Below are 23,879 nucleotides of genomic sequence, written 5' to 3'. Positions count from 1 at the left end.
CGGACAAATATACTAAAATAGAGCCTGTTAATAAAATATTTTACGACCTTTATTCCTATAAACCTGTACCCAACAACTCCACCAAATGAACGAAACCGAACAAATTATTCAAGTTCTCGCTCAGGCTTTAATACCAATGCTGAATACGGCTCCATCCAAACGTGCTGTTCTTCTCCTAATCCATAGTGTCCACCTTTATCTATCCCCCCGTAATATTCCGACTCACTATTAAAAATTATACGATACTGTTCCCCTTTAAAAGGCCCCACCGAATAATCAGATATCTGTCGATCAGAAAAATTCAATATAAATAAAAGATGGTTGGAAGGCTCCTTTGCCTTTCTTAAAAATGAAAACACCGATACTTGCTCTTTTCCCAAGGCTATCCACTCAAAACCATTAGGATCTTTATCCAGCTGGTGTAACGATTCTTCCTGCTTGTACAAACGATTTAAATCATCTACCAGTTTTTTAATCCCCTGATGCCGTTTATGATCCAGCAGATGCCAATGAAGTGATCGATCCTCGGCCCATTCACTTGTCTCAGCAAACTCATCACCCATGAACAACAATTTCTTGCCGGGATGACCAAAAAGATATGTAAATAGCAGGCGCAGGTTAGAAAACTGTTCATCCTCATTGCCTGTACTTTTCCAAACGAGGGGTTTTTTAAGGTGTACCACTTCATCATGCGAGAAGGGGAGAATGAAATTTTCCGAATAGTTATACATCATTGGAAAGGTAATCTTGTTGGGATCATCCTCACGTTCTTTGGGACTTTTTTGAATATACGCCAGCGTATCATTCATCCATCCCATATTCCACTTGTAATCAAAACCAAGTCCATCCTCATGTACAGGCGTTGTCACTCCGGGCCAAGAGGTAGATTCCTCGGCAAAGGTTAGTATTCCCGGAAACTCACCATGGATCATCTTATTAAAATCCTTCAAAAACTGAATAGCTTCTAAATGCTCATTGCCCCCGTACTTGTTCGGTGACCATTCGCCCGGCTCCTTAGAATAGTCCAGGTATAACATAGAAGCTACTGCATCAACGCGCAGCCCATCAATATGATATTTATTGCACCAGTAGTGTGCGTTTGACAGCAAAAAGTTTCGCACTCCGTCTTTCCCATAATCAAAAATATAGGTACCCCAATCTTTCTGCTCTCTTTTTTTAGGGTCCTCATACTCATACAAAGGAGTACTGTCAAACATTTGTAACCCTTGCTCATCCTTTGGGAAATGGCCGGGCACCCAATCCATTATCACCCCAATCCCATTTTTGTGGCATTCATCTACGAAGTACATAAAATCCTTGGGATCTCCCAGGCGACTGGTAGGAGCAAAATAACCCGTAACTTGATATCCCCAAGAGGGATCATAGGGATGTTCAGCAATAGGCATTAGTTCGATATGTGTAAACCCACAATCCTTTACATAGGGAACTAAATCATGTGCTAACTCCCGATAGCTTAAATATTCATTATTATCTTCTCCCTTTCTCTTCCATGATGCCAGATGCACTTCGTATATAGATATGGGTTGCTGAAATGACTGACGCTGCTCCCGGTTTTCCATCCACTCTTCATCATCCCACGCATAATCCGACAAATCGTACACCAGCGAAGCTGTTTTGGGGCGTACTTCCATGGCATAAGCATAAGGATCTGATTTTAAAAAGGGAGGAGCATTCTCAGCCGTTTTCAACTCATATTTATACAAAGCCCAGTGTTCAATATCAGGTATAAAGGTTGTCCAAATACCCGTATCCTCATCCTTCTCCATAGGATGTTCTCGGCCGTCCCAATTATTAAACTCACCAACTACACTCACACTGTAAGCATGCGGTGCCCAAACAGCAAAATACACCCCATCATCCGTAAGGCGGGAACCCATAAAATCATAAGCTTCATATTGGTGTCCCTCTTGCCAATGCTGTTTTTCTTTATCCGTTAAAATCGTTTTCAATAGCTTGGAAGTTAAGACATTATCAAAATCCAATTTAGATAATATAGTTAATGCATAATAGACCAAATAACAACACCGGCAACGATATTCATAACAGATCAATACTTTTTACATTACCGGAGCGGTATAAAAAACAAAGGCCGGTGAAATATGAGTACCGGTAAAGCGAAAAGGAAAGAGTTTGACATTTAACAGAAGATATTGCAATTCGCAATATCGGATTAAAATCTATCTGAATAATAAATTCAAATCTCCCTCCCCTTTATAAAATTAAATATCCCAACCCGGTTAATCCGGATCGAAATATTCTAAACCTAAACAGTCATGTCTTTTTTAAATTATTGCTCAGATGGCATACTGCCATTTTTCATCTCTTCAATAGACTCTTTTATTTCTTCAAAGCCTTTTGATGCCTTAAACTTCGTATACATCTCTTCTTCTTTCGACAATGTATTTTCAAGGGCTTTGTTCAAAGCATTCGCCGCTTCACCAACGGGTAACCGCACCAGCAAAAGCACCTCATGCTTAGTGTTATTATCGCGTATATAAAACTCGCTTCTATCAATATCTACACCGCGTAACGTTTGTTGATCAACTGATTTAGATACATCTGAAAATACTTCACTGTAATTGCTATTTGTTCCTGATGTTGTTTCTTCAGCAAGTTTTTTTTGTATGGCACTAACTTCTGACTCAAGCTTAAGCGTAAGTGCTGCCCTTCCCTTCTGCAACGCCTGCTTTCTGGCCATACTTCTGCGAGTAGCAGTACCCTCTCCAACAGCATAGATATATTCATTATCACTGCCGGGCGGATTGGTGTACCAACTTGGTAAGTCACTTCCCGAATTATCGGTTGTCGATTCCGAACTGCTACATCCTATAACTAAAACCCCGGCTACTAAAACAGTAAGTAGTACACGTATTTTCATAATGATCCCTGTTTGTATTTGATAATTAAAGTAGTCTGTATTGATGAACTTTTTTAAGTGTATCCCATAAAATGGAATAACAGTTTATAAAAATTATCAGCAAATCACATTTCTTTGACAAATAGCTTAACTAATTACGTTTATTCGACAGATAGTAACTCTTTATTTCTATAAACCCCCAAAACTCTGAAGATAACTTCTCTTGTACAACCTGAACTGCTCTTTGACGCGCATACTTTTCCATTCATTCTTCCTTTATGTCCCTCAGCCATATATGCACTGAACCATTGAGACGAAATACTATCCGGTATCGGATTGTGATAACCGAACAATTATGCTTGGATACTTACTTGATCAACTTACCGATCTCGATTATATCGTAGTGCGATAATAAGGGCATTTAGCCCTTATTATTTACTCACTTCTCTGATGAAGAACCAAGTGGGAACGTATTAATAACCCTATCATGTACGATGGGAAACCTTACTGCGTATCAGACCCCACTTATTTTTTAAATTCTACAAAAGCCTCTTCAATATTATCCGGCTTTTGAGTGAATACACTTACTATCCATGTCGCTAAGAAACTAAGTAAAAAGGCCGGAATCAACTCATAGAGATTATCTTTCAATACCGGACTGTAGTACCAACCAATCGTTACTACTGTTCCGGTAATTAATCCCGCAAAAATTCCCATGCGGGTCGTCCCTTTCCAATAAAGAGCAAGTATAGAAGTTGGGCCAATGGCTGCTCCCAATCCGGCCCAGGCAAAGAGTACCAACCAAAACACCAGCTCTTGAGCAATCAAACTTAAGACCAGTGCTATAGCTACAAGAACTACTACGATAATTCGGCTGTAAAGTACCAGCTTCCGCTGGGTAATCTTCTGACCTTTTTTGATAATTTTGTCATACAAGTCGCGAACTACTGATGAGGCCGCTACCAAAAGCTGTGAGTCTGCCGTAGACATAATAGCGGCAAATATTGATGCAACCACAACCCCGAACATTATAGGATGCAAGTGCTCTTGTGCCAAGGCGGGATAAAGGTTTTCCGTATCACCGGCCGGCAGCAGTTCTGCCTCGGGGAAATAAACCCTGCCTGCCAGACCAATAAAAATGGCACCCCATCCCATTAAGACATTCCAAATTGTGCCTATAACAGCCGACCACCGCAGCTGCTTAGGATCATCGATCGACATATAACGAGAAAGAATATGCGGATTCCCGGGTGATCCAAGCCCAATACCCAAGAAGCCAAGGAGTCCGCCGAAACCAATGGCCAAGGGATCTGCAAAACCTGCTTCCATATTATTTAATTGCGATAAAACCTGCGGCAGACCACCCGCATCCCAGATAGCAATAAAAGGAAGCACCACTAATGCAAAAACCATAAAGATAGCTTGAAACATATCGGTCAGACTCACGGCCAAAAACCCGCCAAGAACGGTATATCCCATGATGACAACAGCAGTGAGAATAATGCCGTTGGTTTGTGTAAGGCCAAAACTGGAGGCAAAAGCTTTACCACCCGCCACAAACTGTGCCGATACATAACTGACCATAAAAATCAAGAATACGACAACCAGTGCAATGCGCAGATAGCCATTTTTATCATTAAATCGCTCGGCGAAAAAGTCGGGAACGGTTATACAATTGTAAGTTTCCGAAAAATTACGGAGCCTCCGGGCATAATACAGAAAAAGAAAAAGCTCAACGATAACATATCCCATCACAGCCCATACCGCCGAAGCGCCTTGGGCATAGGCCATACCGGTTACGCCCACAAGAAGCCAAGCACTGCGTCCCGATACCACTGCCGACAGAGCTACCACAAAGCGATTTATCTGACGTCCTCCAATAAAAAACTCGCTGATACCCTCCGAGGAAAAGCGGGAAGAATATATTCCTATACCAACAAGTATCAAGAGGTATCCAATAAATGCTCCAACTGCATATTCATCTACCGCAATCGAGATAACCTGCGTTTCATCCATTATCACGGTATTTTATGCGATAAGAAAGAGCCACTGCCAACCCAATAATTAGCAGTGGCACAGCAAACATTATCAGATAAAATGAGGTCATAATAAATGGCGGTTACACTCCCTGAATCAATTATCAATCATGGGAAAATACCCATCTGGTTATAGATGATCCCAACCTTATTAATCGCATTTAGAAAAGCCGCGGTTCGAAGATCAATATCATGAGTTTTCCGCAATTCATTCAGCTCGTTATAGGAGTTGACCATCGTTTCTTCAAGCCCCGAATCTACCAAATCTCTCTCATCTGCCCCTTGGGCCAGTATACCCATTTCGGCTTCCGAAAATTTACGGTCAGAAATATTTTCAATAACATTTAGAATTTTACGATAACTGCCCTCCTCAAATCGCTTTTCCATACGTCCAAAGCGAACATGAGATAAATTCTTCAACCACTCAAAATATGATACTGTTACTCCGCCGGCATTCAGATAGCTATCAGGTATTATAAGCGCTCCCTTTTCTCTTAGAATATCGTGGGCCTTAGCAGTTGTTGGGCCGTTAGCCGCTTCACCAATAATTTTTGCTTTAATATTAGCTGCATTTCCTTCATTAATCTGATTTTCAAGCGCAGCAGGTATCAGAATATCGCATTCGGCTTCCAACACTTTAGTGTTACTTTCAAGCTCTGTGGTGTCATCAAAGCCCAATATGGAACCGGTATCTTCTCGATACTCCATCAATCGTTCAAGATCTATTCCTTCAGCATCATATATAGAGCCTTCAATTTCTGCCACGCCAACCATGATGGCACCACCCTGAATCATATTTTGTGCCGCATGATAACCTACATTACCAAGTCCCTGAACAACAAAGGTCTTTCCTTCCAATCCGGGTTCCAAACCGAGGTCTTCCATGTCCTCTTTGTTTTTACAAGCCTCGCGGATCCCAAAATATACTCCGCGACCGGTTGCTTCGGTACGGCCCCGTACCCCGCCCTGAGGAATGGGCTTGCCCGTAACACATGCTTCGGCATTAATATCAGACTTTAACTGCCGGTAAGTATCTAAAATCCATCCCATTTCGCGAGCACCGGTACCGTAATCAGGGGCCGGAACATCAGATCCCGGTCCTAAAAAGTCCTTTTTAATTAACTCATAGGCATAGCGCCGAGTAATGCGTTCTATCTCACTATCCGAAAATCTGGATTTGTCAATCTTGATACCTCCTTTCGCCCCTCCAAAAGGTACATCAACAACAGCACACTTATAGGTCATAAGTGCCGCCAGAGCCATCGTTTCATCTTCATTGACGGTAGTGCTAAAACGAATACCTCCCTTGGTGGGCAATTTATGATGACTGTGTTCTACCCGCCACCCGTGAATTACTTCGATAGAACCGTCATCACGCTCAAGCGGAAAGGTAACATGATAAACGTTATTACAGATTTTAATTTGATCAAGCAGCCCCTTGTCATATTTAGAGTATTTGGCTGCCTTATCGAACGCCTCATTTACCTGGGCGAAAAATTTATAGTCGGACATAAAATAGATTTTTTAGCTGATGTAATATTGTGAGCAAACTTAGTAGCAACTTATTAGATCGACAATCGCAATATTATTACAGAGTGTCAACATTTATTACTTCTCTTTAAACATTGCTGTATGTATCTTCTTCCACTCCTTAGGTTTCCCATCGGTTTGCAGTAACACTACTTTCTTTGCAACAAACTGAATATAGAATTCTCGGCCAATTTTGTTGAGAATTCTCTCTTTTTGCTGTTGACTCAAATCCCCATACAGCAAACTAAGATGCGGCATGTATTCATTTTTATATTCATCGGGGCAATCAAATAAGCGGCAAGCATTACTATGCAAATTTGTAAGCCCTTCATTCTGCGCTACATGAATAAATAATGATTGATAATAGGTGTTTCGATATCCTGCTTTTGTAAGTGTTAAATCAAAGGGGGGCGCCGATGAGACCAGCGTATTTGTTAATGCAACAAGCTCGGTTTTCGATGCCGTCAATCCCCCAAGCAATGTTACGTGGGGAGAAAATACCGGTGTATCGTGCTTTTTACTCAGATCTTTTATACGCTGTTGTAACTTATAGGCCACATCACCCGTGGGTTCTAACCAAAGCGAATATGTTACTGGCTTTTCCATAACTATGACTCTTTATCTCTCTTAAAGATTCCGGTTCATGTCTTCTTAAATATACAGTAAACCAACTATTTTAAAACAGTGCAGGTTACTTAAGTCCTTTTTTATTTATTCAACGGCAAATAAACATGCAAATGATCAGCGGTACCAACATGGCGAATAGTTGATAATCCAAGAATCTTAAAAGAATATTCAAACATCGAATTCTTCCAATTTGGTTTATCTTTAGTGCGTAAATCCACCGCATGCACATATCCGCTGGGCTGAATATAATGCAGTGATTGTTCATTCTCAGAAAGTCCCATTCGGTGATAGTCCTCGGGACGACGCTGTATATCTATTACTACTATCTCACTGTCCGCAAGTGTTACAGTCGTCAAGGCTACTCGCATTATGGGATGTAACGAGCGATAATAGGAACGTATTTCTTCTGTCTTGGTATTCAGGCTCGAATAAAATAACATCCCATAAAAAGTATACGCCACCACCAATACTAAAACCCCTCGGAAGATGTACGTAAGAGCTTTATTTGCCATGCCAAACCTATAGACAAAAACACCTCCATAAAGCAACAATAATATTACAGTAGCTATACATCCGATCGAGAGTGCCAGCCATCCATTTGTTTGATAGTTGCTATACATAAATACCGAAGTTCTGACAAGCAGGAAAAAAGGCAGGACTAAAGCGATGATACCCAGTAAAATTTTTAGCAGTGCTTTCTTCCAAGAAGATGAGGTATCACCTGACGGCTCTCTATCAAGCTCTTGTAACTGTTGATCGAACTGATCATTAAACTCTTTGAGATGATTAAAAGAGGGGCTCTGTTCTGTTTCCATATTTTCTATGATATAACTGTGGATCATCTTTTTGCACGACCGGCCAAAAGAAAAGTTACATCACATCATAAAAATAAAAAGGGTCCTGGCCGAAACCAGAACCCCAGTACAACTCATCACAATCCCTGCTGCTAATTAAATAAATTTTGGATAAGAATCCAATCCATCTCAATAAATAATATTCTGAAGTAGAACCTCTTTAAAAAGTACAGCAGAAAATTTAAGCATGATCTTTGTCAGATTGTAAGTAAAAGACATTCATTATAAAAAGCACCGCTAAGCTCCCTAAAAAACCAAACATCAAACTTCCCGGCATATTAATCATAACAGCAGAGCTCCCAATTACTACAGCTCCGGCAACACCGGCAATAAGGTTGGGAACAAGCTCAACACCTTTTTTCCAAATACTTACCTTGGTAAGGGCTCCAGCTATCAACCCAACAGAAATTAGCCAGAATATCATGGTCCCATTTAATTCTTCCATTCCGTCATATATTTTATTTTAAAATGATTTGCACAAAAAATATACTTTTTTAACCGATTTTGGAACCTATTTTTTTACAATAGATCCATTCTGATCCCATATATTCCATAGCTTTCTCTCAATTGTTGTTCCTATGGCTAAACCAGACATCCGTAAAATTATTCATATTGATATGGATGCCTTTTATGCATCCGTTGAGCAGCGCGACTTTCCCGAATATCGCGGGAAACCCGTAATTGTAGGAGGATCACCCGAAGGCCGCGGGGTTGTTGCAGCTGCCAGCTATGAAGTTAGAAAATATGGTGTTCACTCAGCTATGCCCGCAGCCAAAGCGGTGCGCTTATGTCCGCATGCTATTTTTGTAAAACCCCGCTTTGAAGTTTACCACAAAGTATCAGACCAAATCAGAGAGATATTTTTCGAATTTACGGATCTCGTTGAGCCGCTTTCGCTGGATGAGGCCTATCTTGATGTCACCGAAAATCATATTAATCTGCCCTCTGCTACACTAATCGCAAAGGAGATTCGCAAACGCATCAAAGAAAAGACCCGGCTGACAGCATCAGCAGGCGTTGCACATAATAAGTTCTTGGCCAAAGTAGCTTCCGACTTAGATAAACCGGACGGACTCGCGGTAATTCTTCCCGAAGATGCCCATGACTTTTTAGAGAAGCTCGAAATTGGCGAATTCCATGGGATAGGAGACGCTACCGAATCTAAAATGAAATCGCTGGGAATTTATACCGGCCAAGATCTAAAAGAATGGTCGGAAATTGATCTGGTAAATGAGTTTGGTAAAACCGGACGGTATTACTATCGCATTGTTAGAGGTATCGACAATAGGCAAGTAAAGACCCATCGTATTCGCAAGTCAATAGGGAAAGAACGGACGTTTTCTGAGGATGTGGATGATCTGGGATGGATTAATAATTTTTTGCGCGAATTGTCCGAGAAAATTTCTGAAATCATGCAAGACAAGAATGCAGCAGGAAAAACCGTAACACTTAAGGTACGATACGACGACTTTGAGACTATCACCCGAAGTACTTCTTTCAGTCATTATATTGATGATGCCGAAGATATCGCCCACACTGCCATTTCGTTGCTTGAAGAAACCAAAGTAGGAGAGCGAAAGGTACGCCTGCTCGGTATCACGCTTTCTAATTTAAACCTCAATGAAAAAGGCCATTTCAAACAGTTGGAAATCCCTTTTGAATAGTTCCTCTTCTCAGTCACTACAATTCCTGCTGATATTTAACCATCTCACAACTCTTGATACCCATTAATTTTCCTTATCTTTAGCAGCTGAAAATAATCCATTTCAACCTGCATAAATCTGTGGCCTAAATCACCTTCAAATGAGTTACACGCTTTCCGACTTTGATTATGATCTTCCTGATGAGTTTATCGCCCAAAAACCGGCCGATCCGCGCGACCATTCCCGTCTGCTTGTGTATGATCGTGAGTCTGAGACTATAACTGACGATCATTTTTATAACATCTATAAGTATCTGCCAAAAAATACGACGCTGGTCGTCAATAACAGCAAAGTGGAAAAATGTCGGCTGCTTTTTGACGATGGTAAAAAAGAGATTTTTATTCTCGATACGGCCAACAATACCACCGTACAAGCAATGGTTCGGCCCGGTAAAAAGTTCAAAAAGGGTAAAACGGTAGATCTGACGGATACGATTTCTGCCGAAATATTGGATATTGATGAGGAAGGATTGCGGACTTTAAAAATGAGTCCTTCACTCGATAACCAGGTATATGAACAATACAAACACACCCCTTTTCCACCATATATCGAACAAAACGAATCACTCTCGGAAAAGTACCAAACCGTTTATGCTGATCATTTAGGTAGCAAGGCCGCACCTACAGCCGGACTACATTTTACGGATGAACTTCTTGCCAAAATTAAAGAGGAGGGAGTCAACCAAGCAGAAGTCACCTTGCATGTAGGACTGGGAACTTTTGCCCCGGTTAAAGCCGACAGTATTGAAGAGCACACCATGCATTCGGAGTGGTTTAAAATCACCGAAAAAACAGCTGATCAATTAAATAACGCCGAGCATCTTACAGCGGTCGGAACGACCAGCGTTCGGGTGTTAGAATCGGCGCTCAGGAAGCATCAGCAATTTACATCCACCAAAATGGATACGGATATCTTTATCCGCCCAGGCTTTGAATTCAAGGGAACCGATGCGCTGATTACGAATTTCCATCTGCCGAAAAGTACCTTACTGATGCTGGTGGCTGCTTTTACCGGTTACGAAGAGATGAAAAAAATATATCAGCATGCCATCGATGAGGAGTATCGGTTCTACTCCTTTGGCGACGCCATGCTGATACTTTAAATATTAATTGGCTATTGTTGATAGAAGCTAAATGCCAATAACAGATAGCATAATACTATTATGCTTCAGGATTATCCTGCTGTTGCTGCATCTCCTTCATTTTCTGCTTCATCTGTTGCTGGGCATTTTGCCCTTCGTCGCCGTCAACCATTTTAACCTGGTTTTTAAGCGATGTAGAAAGCTCCTCCACATCATCTTCCGAAAGTACTTGGTCCAGATCTTCAACACCAACCTTTTGCAACAGGTTATAGATCATACGGTTATGCAACATCTGCTGGGCTGCAGAACTTAATTGCATTAATTGCTCCTGCGGCACTTGCGCGCCGGAAAGCTTAATCTTGTTCATCACCGGTTCAAGCAGGGTCTCAATCTTTTGAGACATCTGCTTTTCCAGCTCTTTAGCATCTACATTTTCTTTACTTGTTATTTCATTACCGTCAGCATCGACTAACTTCATAATTTACAAATACTTTGGTTTAGAATTACTTCATTTTTAAAACACAGTCTTACAGGATATCGTTTATCTTCCAGAACTCAAAAAAGTATGACAGACCATTTATTCCTCAAAGACCAATGCATCGGGATTAGCACCCAGCTCTTTAAGGTACTTAATCATCGCATCTTTAAAGGCCGGCGGACCACACACATAAAAAGGCTGATCAAAATCATTAATCTGATCGGCCAGAAATTCCTTATCAATAAATCCATCCAGATAAATATGCTCATCGGTGGGTTCATCCGTAATCACATTGATAAACTGTTCGCCCAAGATCTCTTCAAACTCATCCTTCAGGATGATATCATCTTCCGTCTTATTCGAAAAAATGAGCGTATTGGATCCAATTTCATCCCTTTCAAACAGATCGCGTAAGATAGCAATAAAAGGCGTTACGCCTGCACCACCTGCCAGAAAAACACCTTCGCCCGTATACTCAATTGTTCCCCAGGCACCATCAATGATAAAGTGATCGCCTTCTTGGAGCTGACCGATTTGTTCGGTTACGCCATTATGATCCGGATAGCTCTTGATCACAAACTCCAGCTGATCATCATCTTGCAGGTTTGTAAATGTGAATGGTCGCTTTTCATCACGCCAGCCCTCTTTGTCGATAGCCACCTCTGTAGCTTGTCCCGGAGTAAAGGAATAGCCATCGGGCTTTTCAAAAGTATACGCTCTTACATCATGGGTGATGTCTTCAGTATTTAAAATCTCAACCTTGTGATTCATCGTTCTTATTTTCTTAATTCATATTCACTAAAAAAATGCTTTTTGAGCATTAACCATTCAAAAGTCTTTGGAATTATCCCAAGATCTTCTTTGTTATTTAATTCAACATTAAACTAATTGAAACGATAAATCAACAATATGCAAGCTACAGACGAACAACCCATAAAATTGGCAGACACCGAATATCCTATTCACGAACTTTTGCAGAAAAGATGGAGTCCCCGGGCTTTTAATGAAAAGGCCGTTGACAGGGAACTCTTAAATCAACTTTTTGAAGCTGCGCGCTGGGCCCCCTCCTCCTACAATGAACAGCCATGGCGATTTATTGTGGCTCGGAAGCAAGATCAGGAAGCCTATAAACAACTGGCTACTGTAATGAATGATTTCAACCAAAGCTGGGCCAAAAATGCACCCGTATTGGTGCTTGCCCTTACCAAAACCACCTTTGATTTAGACGGAAGAGATAATCCCCATGCCGGACATGATTTAGGACAGGCGATTGCCCATCTTACTTTTGAAGCCACCCAACACGATTTATACGTGCATCAGATGGCCGGAATTTTACCCCAGAAGGCACGTGAAATCTACAATATATCCGAGGATTACAAACCGATGACCATGTTTACTATCGGCTATAAAGGACATCCGGAATCATTAAATGAGAAAATGAAAAAGCAGGAAACCTCGCCGCGTATTCGTAAAGATCTGGACGAGATTCTCTTTGACGGCGAATGGGAAGAGTAAGAATAACTATTTTATAGATAGCTGCTGACCAACCATTGGTCAGCAGCTTTTCTTTTTTTACTCTTCTTTCAAGTTCTGCTCTAAAAAGCGGACCGTTTTTTGCCAGGCGTCTTCAGCGGCCGTTTCAACATATCGCGTACCCGATGGATTGGCGAACGCATGGCCCGCCCCTTCATAAATATGAATGGAATTCTCGACATCTGCTTTATTTAGCGCTGATTCAAACGCCTTCACTTTTTGGGGTGGAATACCATCATCTTCTTCACCAAAAATCCCCAATACCGGCATCTGTAAGGATTCCAATTTATCGGTATCCGTAACAAGTCGACCATAGTAGATAACCGTGGCATCAATTTTCTCTGGATGTGCCAGAGCCGTTTGCAGCGACCACGCTCCACCAAAGCACCAACCTATTACACCGATATTATCTGCTCCCTGTTTTTCATTGAGGTAGCCGTATGCCTGAGTCAAGTTATCCAAAGCCTCCTCATCATTAACAGAACGAGCATACGTTCCTGCACTATCTGATGATTCGGCTACTTTTCCATTATACAAATCTACAGCCAAGGCCGTATATCCTTCACCGGCCAGCTTATCCGTCATCATTCGAATATTATCATTTAATCCCCACCATTCATGAATTACGATAATACCCGGTGCCTCCGAATTACCGTCAGAAGGTTGAGCTAAATACCCGGTAATTTCATTACCGTTTACGGTAGCATATGTTACTTCTTCGCCTGATGTATTACCGGACTGCTGCAAATTTTGTGCAGCATTTTCAACCGGACTATCTCCCTCATGCTCCTTATCCATCCGATCAATAAATTCATTCTCCCGGCTTTCGCCACATCCGACCAAAAGTAACATCAATCCAATCGTTATAACACTCCCAATTCGCATCATAGTTTAGCCATTTAATTAAGGTTCATTTATTTAAATCAAAATATGAGCCAAAAAGTTGCATGGTTTCGTATGTACTACCTATTAATAATAACCGGATCATCCGGTAGATCATTAAAAAGGCTGAATTTGAGGATTTGTTTCACGATCTGTTAAACGAGTAAAAAAATGGTGGGACCTAAATAGTTCAACTATTTCCTTCCTGTCGATTTATCAATAGATCTGAAAAAAATAATAAAATTATAGGGGGTATATATGAGTTTTGATTTTAGTAAAGCAAGCCAATCATTCGATTCGCTTCCCTACAAGGAGCGTATTAAATCGGTTTTGCACTTGGTAAAAGGTACGTTCACTATCATTGGCAAAGATGACGATATCATAAAACCGTGGATACGGATGGCTATTTACCATTCCTTAATGGTTACCTTCGGTTTTGGGGTATTCTTTTTGTGGCAATACGAGCATATAGGATATGGATTGCTATCGTTCTTTTTAGGCTTTCTGCTCTTTTTATACAAGCACTTTTATAACAACAAACAAGAAATGCGCCTGAGCTGGATCGTTTATGAAACAGTCATCGGCAATGACCCATCCTATAGAGGAGCCACCATGGCCAGCAAAGAACTAAAGTGGCATATAAGAAAAATTGCATGCATTGATATCCTGATGATCTTCGTCAAAAAAAGTAAATTTGTTGGTGGCGGAATTATTAAAATGCTAATTCGACTTTTTATTGCCGGGCTTGAAGAAGTCTGGGACCTGGCAAATCATTACCTGTTGCCATCAGTGGCGGTCGACAAGATGGATATTACTCCGGCCGTTAAAGAGATGAAGAAACTTAAAGACCGCGTACCCGAATCCTTAGTCGGGATTTTCGGGATCGACTTTCTGGGTAGGGTCGTCCGCCATGTTACCATCCCGGCTTATGTAATATTATTTGTCATTTCCGCCGCAATCGGTTATTTCGCCAGTTCAGCTTTTCCGCCCTCTACAATAACCATAGGGGAAGATCCTGTCGCCTTTAGCTGGGTACCTGTAATTGTAGCGCTATGGATAGGAAAACTATTCAGCAATCTATTCGAGCGCACCGTTACTTCCGTCAAAGTAATATATTTCACTATTTTTTATACAAAGATCACTCATCCCGAACGTATCAGAGAAGACATGCAGGAAGAGTTGGTTGACTACCTAAAACTAAAACAAGTAGATGAAGTGGATAACCTTGACGAGCAGAATGTAGAGGATTAGAGAAATTAATAAGCTTTTAAAATAAGTCTGGCGCAACCTCAACACTTGCGCCAGTATATTTATAAAGTTGTCCATGACGATGAATTGTTATTCATCCTCTGGAGATATCCGTATAATACCTTTGTCCGTTTCGGTTGCTACATAAATATTACCGTCCGGACCTTGCTTAACATCTCTTACACGACCAATGTCTTCGAATATCTTTTCCTCACCAACAACTTCCCCGTTCTCTATATCAACATGCATCACGTATCCAAACTTAAGCGAACCTACAAGGATGTCGCCCTTCCATTCGGGGAATTTGTCACTGGTTACAAACGTCATTCCAGATGGAGCAATAGACGGATCCCAATACCACTCGGGCTGCTCCATTCCAGCCTTAGCAGTATCATCCGTAAACTCTGTACCATCATAATTTATACCGAAGCTGATTTCAGGCCACCCATAATTATTCCCGGCTTCAATAATATTTATTTCGTCGCCGCCGCGCGGACCGTGTTCATGCTCCCAGAGCTGTCCGGTTTCGGGATGCAGGTCCATACCCTGCGGGTTGCGAATACCATAGGCAAAAATAGCTTCTTTAGCACCGGACTCACCCACAAAAGGATTATCATCGGGAATACGTCCATCATCATGAAGACGATAGATTTTACCGGCATCTCGGGTAATGTCTTGTGGATTTTCATCGCGGTTGCCGCGATCCCCAATCCCGAAATAAACATAGCCTTCATTATCAAACACAATACGGCTGCCAAAATGCTGGCCACGCTCGGTATTGGGTTCGGCCTTATAGAGGATCTCACGATCTACAAGTTCGGTACGATCATCATTAAGTTTAGCTCTCATTAATGCTGTGTTTGCTCCCCCTCCGCCTTCAGGACTGGAGTAGGTCATGTAAATCCAGCCATTATCTTCATAATCAGGGTGTAGATTCACATCAAGTAACCCACCCTGGCTGCGTGCCCACACGTCCGGGACACCGACTACGGGTTCATCAGCCAAGCTTCCATCACTGTATAACCACAAGTCTCCGCTGCGAGCAGTAATAAGCATATCCCCATCGGGCAGCCAGTCCATCCCCCAGGGCACATCTATCTCATTGGTAATAGTTTCCATGGCAAGCTCCGGATTTTCAACTTCCTGATTTTGATCAGCACCAGCCTCCGGTTCATTTTCGGAGGTAGCATTACAAGCCGTTAAAAATATTACAGCTATAAATATTGACAGATATTTATACATTTTGATCCTCATAATAATGACTATTATTCCCATTCTCGGTGATATAATTATGAATAAATAATTAACACCATTCGTTCGATAATTACCAATTAATGCACGTAAAAAGTTATGAATATTAGATTTATGCTGAGCTGGCAAATAAATCCTTTTTTCTGAGAATCCCCCTTTTTATTACGGCACCATTACTCCCTAAGAGGTCATAATTCCGGGTTGTAATTTGTCTGCCAAAGCGGGATATTTAGATTCCTTTCGAAATGCGCCCGTAGCTCAACTGGATAGAGCGTCTGACTTCGGATCAGAAGGCTGAGGGTTCGAATCCTTCCGGGCGTACTCAAGTAAAGTGCCCGCCAAAAAATGACGGGCACTTTTTATTTTAGTTTCATTTTATCCTAACTGGGAAAACTCATTTTTTCCATCCTGATGTAAGAAATGATGATACATGGAATGTCAGCTATACGTGATGTTTGTCTTATAGACTGATAATGACCGGTATCCTAAGGATTTGGCAAATTTAAAAAGTTTGATACGATCATATGTCCCACCTTAAGCATCTTCTGTATGTGGTGGTTCTATCCCAATAATCGTAATATTGGTTTAATAAGGAATGGTTAAGATTTATCGGATGGAAGTTGATCTTCCTGTTTTACGTCTTTGGTCCGTTGATCGACATGAACATTACTCAAAAAAGCAATAGAAAAATTACCGCCGGCAATAATAGCAGCAACCAAAATCAGTGAGCCGGAGAGAACCAAAAAGTCGGCACTGGGTTGAATGCCTGCAAAAGCGGATCCGGGCAGATACCACAAGCATGATAATGTAGAATGAAATAATCGCCAGAAATCTCATAACAATAAACGAAACAACACTCACAAGTAAACTTCCAAAGAAGGATCCAAGCTTTTTCATAGTATTGGTTGTTTATTAGGTTAAATAATTAATGTGCAATAGATTATTAATAAGCTTTATACGCATTTAAGCATCGGAAACTAAATAACCTGCTCATTGTGATAATGTTAGTTAATAATAATTTATGGGCTTAAAGTTGGGGGGAGCATCATATGCAATGTCGTATCCTTTTTGGCAGATATTCAAATTTCTTATTATGCCTGCATTACAATGTTTATATGATTTAAGTAGTAAAGTCGTTACCTTTTACTATTATTAACTTTCAACAAGAAAATTCCATTTTCTCAACAGCCAATCCAGAACATGTTAAATCAGATAAAAACTATGAAGAAATTTGCTATCGTATTCCTTCTTTGCCTTATAGGTATTTGGGGTTGTAGTAACACAAAGAATGTTTCTCGGGTAGATTCCGATCAAGATATTAATTTAAGTGGCCGATGGAATGACTCTGATTCACAGCTGGTATCCGATGAGATGATAAGTGATGCCCTTTCACGCAACTGGCTCACAAATTACACCGAAGAACACGGTCGCAAACCCACGATTATTGTGGGAACGGTCAAAAACAAGACCAGTGAGCACATTAGTGCCGAGACTTTCATTAAGGACATGGAACGTGAGATGCTGAACTCAAATAAAGCCAGAATTGTGCAGGCTGGACAAGCCAGAGAAGAATTAAGAAAAGAACGGGATGATCAACAGGATTATGCTTCCCTTTCAACAATGAAAAAATGGGGGCTGGAAAGGGGCGCTGACTTCATCCTGCAGGGAACCATCAATTCTATTACGGATTCCAACAAAAAACAAAAACTGATTTCTTATCAGGTCGACTTAGAGCTTACTGATCTTGAAAACAATGAAAAAGTCTGGATAGGAACCAAGAAGATTAGAAAAGTCGTGAAATAGTCAGAAACTCTTAAAATGAAGAAGTATAACAGACTATTTTACGGCTTTGTACTGCTCGCTATAGTATCAATTGCTGGATGTGCCACATACTATCAAACAACACTGGACTTTCAGGAAAACTTCGTCAAAGGAGAAATTGAAGAAGCCAATAAGGTCCTGGATAAAAATAAAAAAGCAGCGACCAAGGATAAGAATAAGCTGCTGTACAATCTGAAAAAAGGCGTCGTCCTGCAGATGCTTGGTCGGCATGAGGAAAGCAACAAGTTTCTTGAAGAAGCCTATATCTTTACGCAAGACTATCGGCAAAGCAATCTAAACAAAGCTGCCAGCCTCATTACCAACCCAACGACAAAACCATATACCGGAGAAGACCATGAATTAGTCTTGATTCACTATTATAAGGCCTTAAACTATCTTCGGATGAACCAATATGAGGAAGCCTTGGTAGAGTGTCGGAGAATTAACAACAGGCTCAACCAGCTGAACGACCGGTACGAAAATCGAAAAAATCGGTATAAGCGGGACGCCTTTGCCATGAACCTAATGGGCATCGTTTATGAGGCATCAGGAGATGTGAATAACGCTTTTATTGCCTACAGAAATGCCTACGAAGCCTATACGGAGAACTACAAGAAACATTTTAATACCGACGTTCCATCACAACTGAAAGAAGATCTTCTGCGAACAGCCTATTTAAATGGTTTTACCGAAGAGCTGGAGCGATATGAGAAAAAATTCTCAAGGGAATATGAGTATCAGGAAAAGAAAGGGGGAGAATTAGTATTTTTCTGGCATAATGGCCTCGGGCCAATTAAAGATGAATGGAGTCTTAATTTTTTCATTGTTAAAGGACAAGGGGGCTTTGTCCTATTTGTTAACGAAGAATTAGGACTAAGTTTCCCTTTCCCGTTGCCTGCCATGGGGGAAGGATCCGGGGGACTCGGCGACCTAAAATTTATAAGGGTAGCATTTCCAAAGTATGTAGAACGGAAACCATATAACCAAAGCGCAGAATTAGTTTCTGGAAATAATACCTACAAGTTGGAAATGGCCCAAAATATCAATCAAATAGCCCTTAGCACACTCGAAGACCGCATGATACGAGAGTTTTCCAATTCACTGCTGCGACTTGCCTTAAAACAAACCGCAGAAAGACAAACTCGCAAACTGAACCAGAATCTTGGAGCTCTACTCTCTGTTGTAAATGCCGTATCTGAAAAAGCGGACACCAGAAACTGGCAGACTATACCGCATACTATTTCTTATGCACGTGTGCCTTTGGATGAAGGAATAAATAGCATAAAATTAAATACTCGCACGCCCAGAAAGAATGTGAATACTGAAAAAGTTTTTGAGTTTCAGGCTGAAAAAGGAGAGACAATTTTTCACAGTTTTCATAGCTTGGAAAGCATTCCTGTCAGCCTAAACTGATGATTAGTGGAATACGTTTACATTAACGATCCAAGAAATGCCCACCATTAACACGGATTAGTTTATTTTTATTAACTGCAACATTGTAGCCTATTATTAATTTTAAGCCATACCCTCCTCATATGATCGATACTCTTGCCGAAGGATTTATGTCAGAATACGTAGCATTTGTAGAATTTTTGCCACGACTAACAATAGCACTTGTGGTCGTAGGAGTTATCTACCTTGTCGGATTGGGCGTTGCATCCGGAATTGTCAAAATTCTAAAACGCAGTTCCATGCAGGAAGCGTACCACCACTATTTCAAAACGTTGATCAAAGGAATCACCATTTTCATCTGTATCATTGTATTTTTAAATATGGTTGGCTATAGCGTGCTTTCGGCAAGCCTTCTTGCCGGTGGCGGTCTTACTGCGGTAATGCTGGGATTTGCCTTCAAGGATATTGGAGAGAATTTCTTGGCAGGATTCCTCATGGCATTCAGCCGGCCCTTCAACACGAATGATCTTATCGAAACCGGAGGCATAACAGGGAGGGTCAAAAGTATTCATCTGCGGCATACGCATATCCGGACCTCCGAAGGATGCGACGTTTTTGTTCCAAGTGCGCAACTCTTTACCAAACCACTCTCCAATTATACTCTCGACGGGTTACGGCGGGGCGGTCTTACGGTAGGAATAGATTACGCTGATGATGTGGATAAAGCGTTAAACATTTTACGAGAGGTTGTACAGAAAACGTCCGGTGTGCTCCAATCTCCGGGAACAAGTGCGTCCATAAAAAACTTTACGGACAACTATGTAGAACTTCAGGCATTTTTCTGGATCAATACAAAAGACCAAGAAAAGGGACTGGCAAAAATACGGACATCAACCATGAACAATTGCCGGGTACAGCTTATTGAAGAAGGATTTACATTAAGTTCAGAGGTATCGACAGCACTTACAATGAGCCCGTTGGATATACAACTACAAAAAAACGGAGGGTTATAAGAAAGGTATAATTCAGGGCCAATCTGGACTTGGATTATATATTAATATGGAATGGCTTATCATATGATCATTCCACATAATTTTCTAGCAGTCCGAAAAAGGAGAAACCATCTTTCACAGTTTTCATAGCTTGGAAAGCATTCCGGTTATTTTGAACTGATGATTATCGAATTCCATCTGACACTATGCTGGAACAGGAAATTGCCGGTAAAGTTCAGAAGATATAACCCAGATTAGATTTTCTTATCCATTAAACTAACGCATTGATAAATCAGCATGTAGATCTTTTAAAAATTTCTCTTTGTGAGAAATACAGGTAATCCTTTTACAAATGTATGGTTAAACCGGAGGTAATATTAATATCAGACTTCTTTAAAATTTGGGGAGGATTATTATCATAACGCCAAACAAAGGAAAAAGTCAGATCTAAATATTCCTTTATCGCTACTTCCAGACTCATTTCATTCAGCAATCGGAAATCACTGAAATCAGAGACTGCCGGCTGATAATAGGTTGAGTTTAAAAGAGTGCTGTTCGTTCCTATTTGATGAGAAAAAAATGCTATGGCATTTAAACGGAGTACATTTGTATTCGAAGCTTCATCCGGAAATAATTGCTCTTCGTCCAATTTTTCGTCCTCATACATTAACCCCGCTCCGAGGTGAAGATCAAGGGTTTCAGCAGTACCGAATTTTCTTCGGAGACCCGCTCCGATAAGCTGGCGACTTTTCAAAATCAAATCTTTATTTTGCTGATATTGATAAAAAGAAAACGTTCTATATCTGTTGTTGAATATATAGTTATATCGAAGCTGCAAAAAACTTCTTGAGGTAATGGTGTTTTGATCCTCACTTAAAAACCTAAGCCCTGTAAAAAGCTTGATGGCATGCCTGCGCTGCTCGTATCCGATAATAGATTGCCCTTCAATCTCCAATACCTCCGAATTCCCTTTCTCAAGGTCAAAATCAGCCGACAAGCCGGCGAACCAACCGGGTTTGGCCTGAGCCTGTAACTTTTCAACGTTTACAATAGTCTGGGATTGGGCTTTGGGGGTTTGCAATAGTAGAATTGCCGTAAAGAGCAGGATACCGTTAATAATTTTTCCCATAATGGAGTACTTTTCGTCTTCGGTGTAAAAATTTATTGGTAGTATATTTTGAGTTCGTATATCTTCTTAATTAGATTCAGCATCTAGTTTCATCAGAGCTATGTATGATGCTCGTCAGCATTCTTTAAAAATCTCTTGCCTGAGATAAATTATCATATACTTTTTAGAGTGCAAGCCAGTTCAAGTGATTAATGTTACGCAGCGGTGTTTTACGATTTGTTTATAATTCGATACCATAGAACTCACGAAAAGCAAGGTAAATAAATATGTTAGATTCTTATTTAGTAAGTTGCGGGCGTTGAACGTTATTCTCAAAAGGTAATAATTAACAAAATGACCTGTTTTAATGAAGAAAGGATTCCGCCTGACTGAACGCTTTAAATATTTTTTGGAGCGCCAGTTTGTAAAGGGAGCTCATTACCAACTACTATTTGTAGCTGCACTTATAGGACTTATATCTATAATCGGCGGCATACTGGTACTGCCAACCGGAGAACCACTTGATGATCTCGGAGAGTCTATTTGGTGGGCATTTCTTCGACTTTCGGATCCCGGGTACCTGGGAGATGATGAGGGCGCATGGAGGCGCATCATATCAACCATAATTACCGTTGCCGGATATGTCGTTTTTCTCGGTGCCTTAGTTGCAATTATAACAACATGGCTCCACAGTAAAATGCGAAACCTGGAACAAGGTTTAACACCTATTGCAGCTGAAAATCACATCCTGATTCTGGGCTGGACAAATCGCACCATTCCGATAGCCGGTGAATTGTTCCAGTCTGTTGTTCGGCTCAAACGTTTCTTAAAGAGGGTGGGTTCCAGAAACTTGCAACTGATCATTTTAGCTGACGATGTCACTCCGGATCGATTGCAAGAACTTAAGGATGATGAGCTAATTGGCAAACGCGCACATGATATTATTCTTCGATCAGGCACGCCACTGGACAACGAACATCTTGAACGGGTGGATAGCTCACGGGCATCTGCGATCATTATACCGAGTCATTCTACCGGGCCGCAGGACTTAATTAATTCCGATGTGGAAACAATTAAGACATTGTTGTCGCTCAATGAACATCCAAAGACAAAACAAAAATCGTCACTGCCATTTGTTGTTGCTGAAATACAGGACGAACGAAAGCGAAGAGCTGCTCACCGCGCCTATGCTGGACCCCTCGAAGCAATTGCCAGTGACTCTATTATCAGTCGTCTGATTGCCCAGAATGTACGTCATCCACAATTATCTGATGTATATAACCAGCTTCTTTCACGCAGCAAAAGCAATAATATTTTTGTAAGAGAACATCCAGAAACGATAGGAAAAACACTGGCCGAACTGGCTCCCTCGTTTCCCAATACCATCATAATCGGAGTTGTCAGACGGGAAAATAATGATCTTGTTCCTTATTTAAACATGCCTGGTGATTTTGAAGTTAAAAACAACGACCGACTGGTATTTATGGCTCGCTCCTTTGAGGACACTGACTGCAAGGAAATAATTTCTGCTTCCCATTTGCAAATTGAGCATCGAACCTCAAAAAAAGAACCGCTCAAACATCGGGAGGTATCAGTCGACAAAAACGTACTTATTTTGGGATGGAACCACCGAATTCCTGCTTTGATTAACGAGTTTAGCACCTACAAAAAAGAAAAATATGAAGTTGATATTGTTTCGGTCACCCCTGCGGATAAACGTAACAAAGCAATGGAATTGTTTGGTCTTTCTTCATCCAATGTTACTTATACACAAATTGAAAGCGATTTTGTAACAGAAACAGAATTACAGTGGATTAACCCTGCTGGATATGATAATATTATTTTAGCAAACAGTGAACGTCTGGAAAATGAAGAGGCTGATGCCCGATCGATTGTAGGGTATATCCTTCTGGAAGAAATTCTGAAACAGGAAGAAAGCAATCCCCAGATTTTACTTGAGCTTTCTGATCCCGATAATGAAGTTCTTATGTCCGGTTATGACAATGAAGTGATCATCAGTCCTATGATCTTAAGTCACCTTCTTGCACAGGTTGCCCTTCGTCGAGAACTCCACACCATCTATAATGAACTATTCACGGTAGGTGGTGCTGAAATTATCTTCCGGGATCCCGAGGATTATGAGTTAGATCAAGAAAGCCTAAAATTCTCTGAGCTTAGAAAAATTGCCGCCGAATATGGTGAAACAGCTCTTGGAGTATATTTCCAAAATGATTCACATACCGGCCAAACGTCACTTCAATTGAATCCCTCTCTTAATCAAAAGATAGATCTCAGCCCCAAAAATGGCAAACTGGTTGTTATGACCACTTATTAACGGGGATAGCTTTTCTTCTTAGCTGATGTTTAAATGATGGTAATGGAATATTAAAGTCATCTCACATTTTCATATCAGTTTCACAAATCAAAGAACGAAACCTTATTTATTTGAGATAGTGGCACCGGAT

General features: G+C 40.9%; 21 protein-coding genes and 1 tRNA gene. 9 read left to right on the top strand and 13 right to left on the bottom strand.

Annotation, left to right across the window (positions count from 1 at the left end):
- Positions 1-104: 104 nt before the first annotated feature.
- The 7 genes from glgB to CK503_RS04935 form a co-directional block, all read right to left on the bottom strand.
- Positions 105-1,970 carry a 1,4-alpha-glucan branching protein GlgB gene (gene glgB / locus CK503_RS04965; RefSeq protein WP_176466214.1) on the bottom strand — a complete coding sequence of 622 codons (1,866 nt, stop codon included), beginning with the start codon at positions 1,968-1,970 and terminating at the stop codon, positions 105-107.
- A 338-nt stretch (positions 1,971-2,308) separates the two neighbouring features.
- Positions 2,309-2,899, bottom strand: a complete 591-nt coding sequence (locus tag CK503_RS04960; protein WP_095605693.1) for an LPP20 family lipoprotein — start codon at positions 2,897-2,899, stop codon at positions 2,309-2,311.
- A gap of 504 nt (positions 2,900-3,403) precedes the next feature.
- Complete coding sequence (locus CK503_RS04955) at positions 3,404-4,894, bottom strand: sodium/proline symporter (protein ID WP_095605692.1); 1,491 nt, start codon at positions 4,892-4,894, stop codon at positions 3,404-3,406.
- A gap of 128 nt (positions 4,895-5,022) precedes the next feature.
- Positions 5,023-6,426: a Glu/Leu/Phe/Val family dehydrogenase gene (locus CK503_RS04950; RefSeq protein WP_095605691.1), complete on the bottom strand. Its 1,404-nt coding sequence runs from the start codon at positions 6,424-6,426 to the stop codon at positions 5,023-5,025.
- Between the two features lie 96 nt (positions 6,427-6,522).
- Entirely contained in the window at positions 6,523-7,050 is a 528-nt protein-coding gene (locus CK503_RS04945) for a 2'-5' RNA ligase family protein (RefSeq protein ID WP_095605690.1), read from the bottom strand.
- Positions 7,051-7,151: 101 nt separating this feature from the next.
- Positions 7,152-7,886 carry a hypothetical protein gene (locus tag CK503_RS04940; protein WP_095605689.1) on the bottom strand — a complete coding sequence of 245 codons (735 nt, stop codon included), beginning with the start codon at positions 7,884-7,886 and terminating at the stop codon, positions 7,152-7,154.
- Positions 7,887-8,106: 220 nt separating this feature from the next.
- Positions 8,107-8,370 carry a hypothetical protein gene (locus CK503_RS04935; protein ID WP_095605688.1) on the bottom strand — a complete coding sequence of 88 codons (264 nt, stop codon included), beginning with the start codon at positions 8,368-8,370 and terminating at the stop codon, positions 8,107-8,109.
- 133 nt (positions 8,371-8,503) lie between these two features.
- On the opposite strand from CK503_RS04935, the gene dinB reads away from it, so the two are divergent.
- Both dinB and queA read left to right on the top strand, forming a co-directional pair.
- On the top strand, positions 8,504-9,589 hold the full coding sequence (gene dinB / locus CK503_RS04930) for a DNA polymerase IV (protein ID WP_095605687.1): 1,086 nt from the start codon (positions 8,504-8,506) through the stop codon (positions 9,587-9,589).
- A 139-nt stretch (positions 9,590-9,728) separates the two neighbouring features.
- On the top strand, positions 9,729-10,730 hold the full coding sequence (queA, locus tag CK503_RS04925) for a tRNA preQ1(34) S-adenosylmethionine ribosyltransferase-isomerase QueA (protein ID WP_095605686.1): 1,002 nt from the start codon (positions 9,729-9,731) through the stop codon (positions 10,728-10,730).
- A 58-nt stretch (positions 10,731-10,788) separates the two neighbouring features.
- On the opposite strand, the gene CK503_RS04920 is transcribed toward queA, so the two are convergent.
- The gene (locus tag CK503_RS04920) at positions 10,789-11,187 is read right to left on the bottom strand and encodes a hypothetical protein (protein WP_095605685.1); all 399 of its coding nucleotides are present in this window, start codon (positions 11,185-11,187) and stop codon (positions 10,789-10,791) included.
- A gap of 99 nt (positions 11,188-11,286) precedes the next feature.
- Positions 11,287-11,958, bottom strand: coding sequence for an FAD-binding oxidoreductase (locus CK503_RS04915; RefSeq protein ID WP_095605684.1), 672 nt, complete (start codon positions 11,956-11,958; stop codon positions 11,287-11,289).
- 138 nt (positions 11,959-12,096) lie between these two features.
- Here CK503_RS04915 and CK503_RS04910 point away from each other — a divergent pair, with 138 nt between their 5' ends.
- Positions 12,097-12,702: a nitroreductase family protein gene (locus CK503_RS04910; RefSeq protein ID WP_095605683.1), complete on the top strand. Its 606-nt coding sequence runs from the start codon at positions 12,097-12,099 to the stop codon at positions 12,700-12,702.
- Between the two features lie 57 nt (positions 12,703-12,759).
- Here the strand turns inward: CK503_RS04910 and CK503_RS04905 are convergent, their stop codons facing one another.
- The gene (locus tag CK503_RS04905) at positions 12,760-13,608 is read right to left on the bottom strand and encodes a dienelactone hydrolase family protein (protein ID WP_095605682.1); all 849 of its coding nucleotides are present in this window, start codon (positions 13,606-13,608) and stop codon (positions 12,760-12,762) included.
- A gap of 252 nt (positions 13,609-13,860) precedes the next feature.
- Here CK503_RS04905 and CK503_RS04900 point away from each other — a divergent pair, with 252 nt between their 5' ends.
- Positions 13,861-14,853 (top strand): hypothetical protein, encoded by a 993-nt coding sequence (locus tag CK503_RS04900; protein WP_095605681.1) that lies wholly within the window; start codon positions 13,861-13,863, stop codon positions 14,851-14,853.
- Positions 14,854-14,940: 87 nt separating this feature from the next.
- On the opposite strand, the gene CK503_RS04895 is transcribed toward CK503_RS04900, so the two are convergent.
- Complete coding sequence (locus CK503_RS04895) at positions 14,941-16,104, bottom strand: PQQ-dependent sugar dehydrogenase (protein ID WP_255233333.1); 1,164 nt, start codon at positions 16,102-16,104, stop codon at positions 14,941-14,943.
- A gap of 244 nt (positions 16,105-16,348) precedes the next feature.
- Between CK503_RS04895 and CK503_RS04890 the strand changes: the two genes are divergently transcribed.
- Positions 16,349-16,422, top strand: a tRNA-Arg gene (locus CK503_RS04890).
- A gap of 278 nt (positions 16,423-16,700) precedes the next feature.
- Here the strand turns inward: CK503_RS04890 and CK503_RS04885 are convergent.
- On the bottom strand, positions 16,701-16,898 hold the full coding sequence (locus CK503_RS04885) for a hypothetical protein (protein WP_095605679.1): 198 nt from the start codon (positions 16,896-16,898) through the stop codon (positions 16,701-16,703).
- 424 nt (positions 16,899-17,322) lie between these two features.
- Between CK503_RS04885 and CK503_RS04880 the strand changes: the two genes are divergently transcribed.
- The 3 genes from CK503_RS04880 (at position 17,323) to CK503_RS04870 (ending at position 20,327) form a co-directional block, all read left to right on the top strand.
- Entirely contained in the window at positions 17,323-17,904 is a 582-nt protein-coding gene (locus CK503_RS04880) for a penicillin-binding protein activator LpoB (RefSeq protein WP_095605870.1), read from the top strand.
- Between the two features lie 15 nt (positions 17,905-17,919).
- The gene (locus CK503_RS04875) at positions 17,920-19,335 is read left to right on the top strand and encodes a COG3014 family protein (protein ID WP_095605678.1); all 1,416 of its coding nucleotides are present in this window, start codon (positions 17,920-17,922) and stop codon (positions 19,333-19,335) included.
- Between the two features lie 122 nt (positions 19,336-19,457).
- On the top strand, positions 19,458-20,327 hold the full coding sequence (locus CK503_RS04870; RefSeq protein ID WP_095605677.1) for a mechanosensitive ion channel family protein: 870 nt from the start codon (positions 19,458-19,460) through the stop codon (positions 20,325-20,327).
- A 325-nt stretch (positions 20,328-20,652) separates the two neighbouring features.
- Here CK503_RS04870 and CK503_RS04865 read toward each other — a convergent pair whose 3' ends face one another.
- The gene (locus tag CK503_RS04865; protein WP_095605676.1) at positions 20,653-21,435 is read right to left on the bottom strand and encodes a DUF481 domain-containing protein; all 783 of its coding nucleotides are present in this window, start codon (positions 21,433-21,435) and stop codon (positions 20,653-20,655) included.
- A 346-nt stretch (positions 21,436-21,781) separates the two neighbouring features.
- On the opposite strand from CK503_RS04865, the gene CK503_RS04860 reads away from it, so the two are divergent.
- Positions 21,782-23,749, top strand: coding sequence for a CASTOR/POLLUX-related putative ion channel (locus CK503_RS04860; protein ID WP_095605675.1), 1,968 nt, complete (start codon positions 21,782-21,784; stop codon positions 23,747-23,749).
- Positions 23,750-23,879 lie beyond the last annotated feature (130 nt).

Origin of the sequence: Fodinibius salipaludis (assembly GCF_002287075.1) — a bacterium.
Classification (GTDB): domain Bacteria; phylum Bacteroidota; class Rhodothermia; order Balneolales; family Balneolaceae; genus Fodinibius; species Fodinibius salipaludis.
This window is presented reverse-complemented; position numbering and strand designations above follow the sequence as displayed.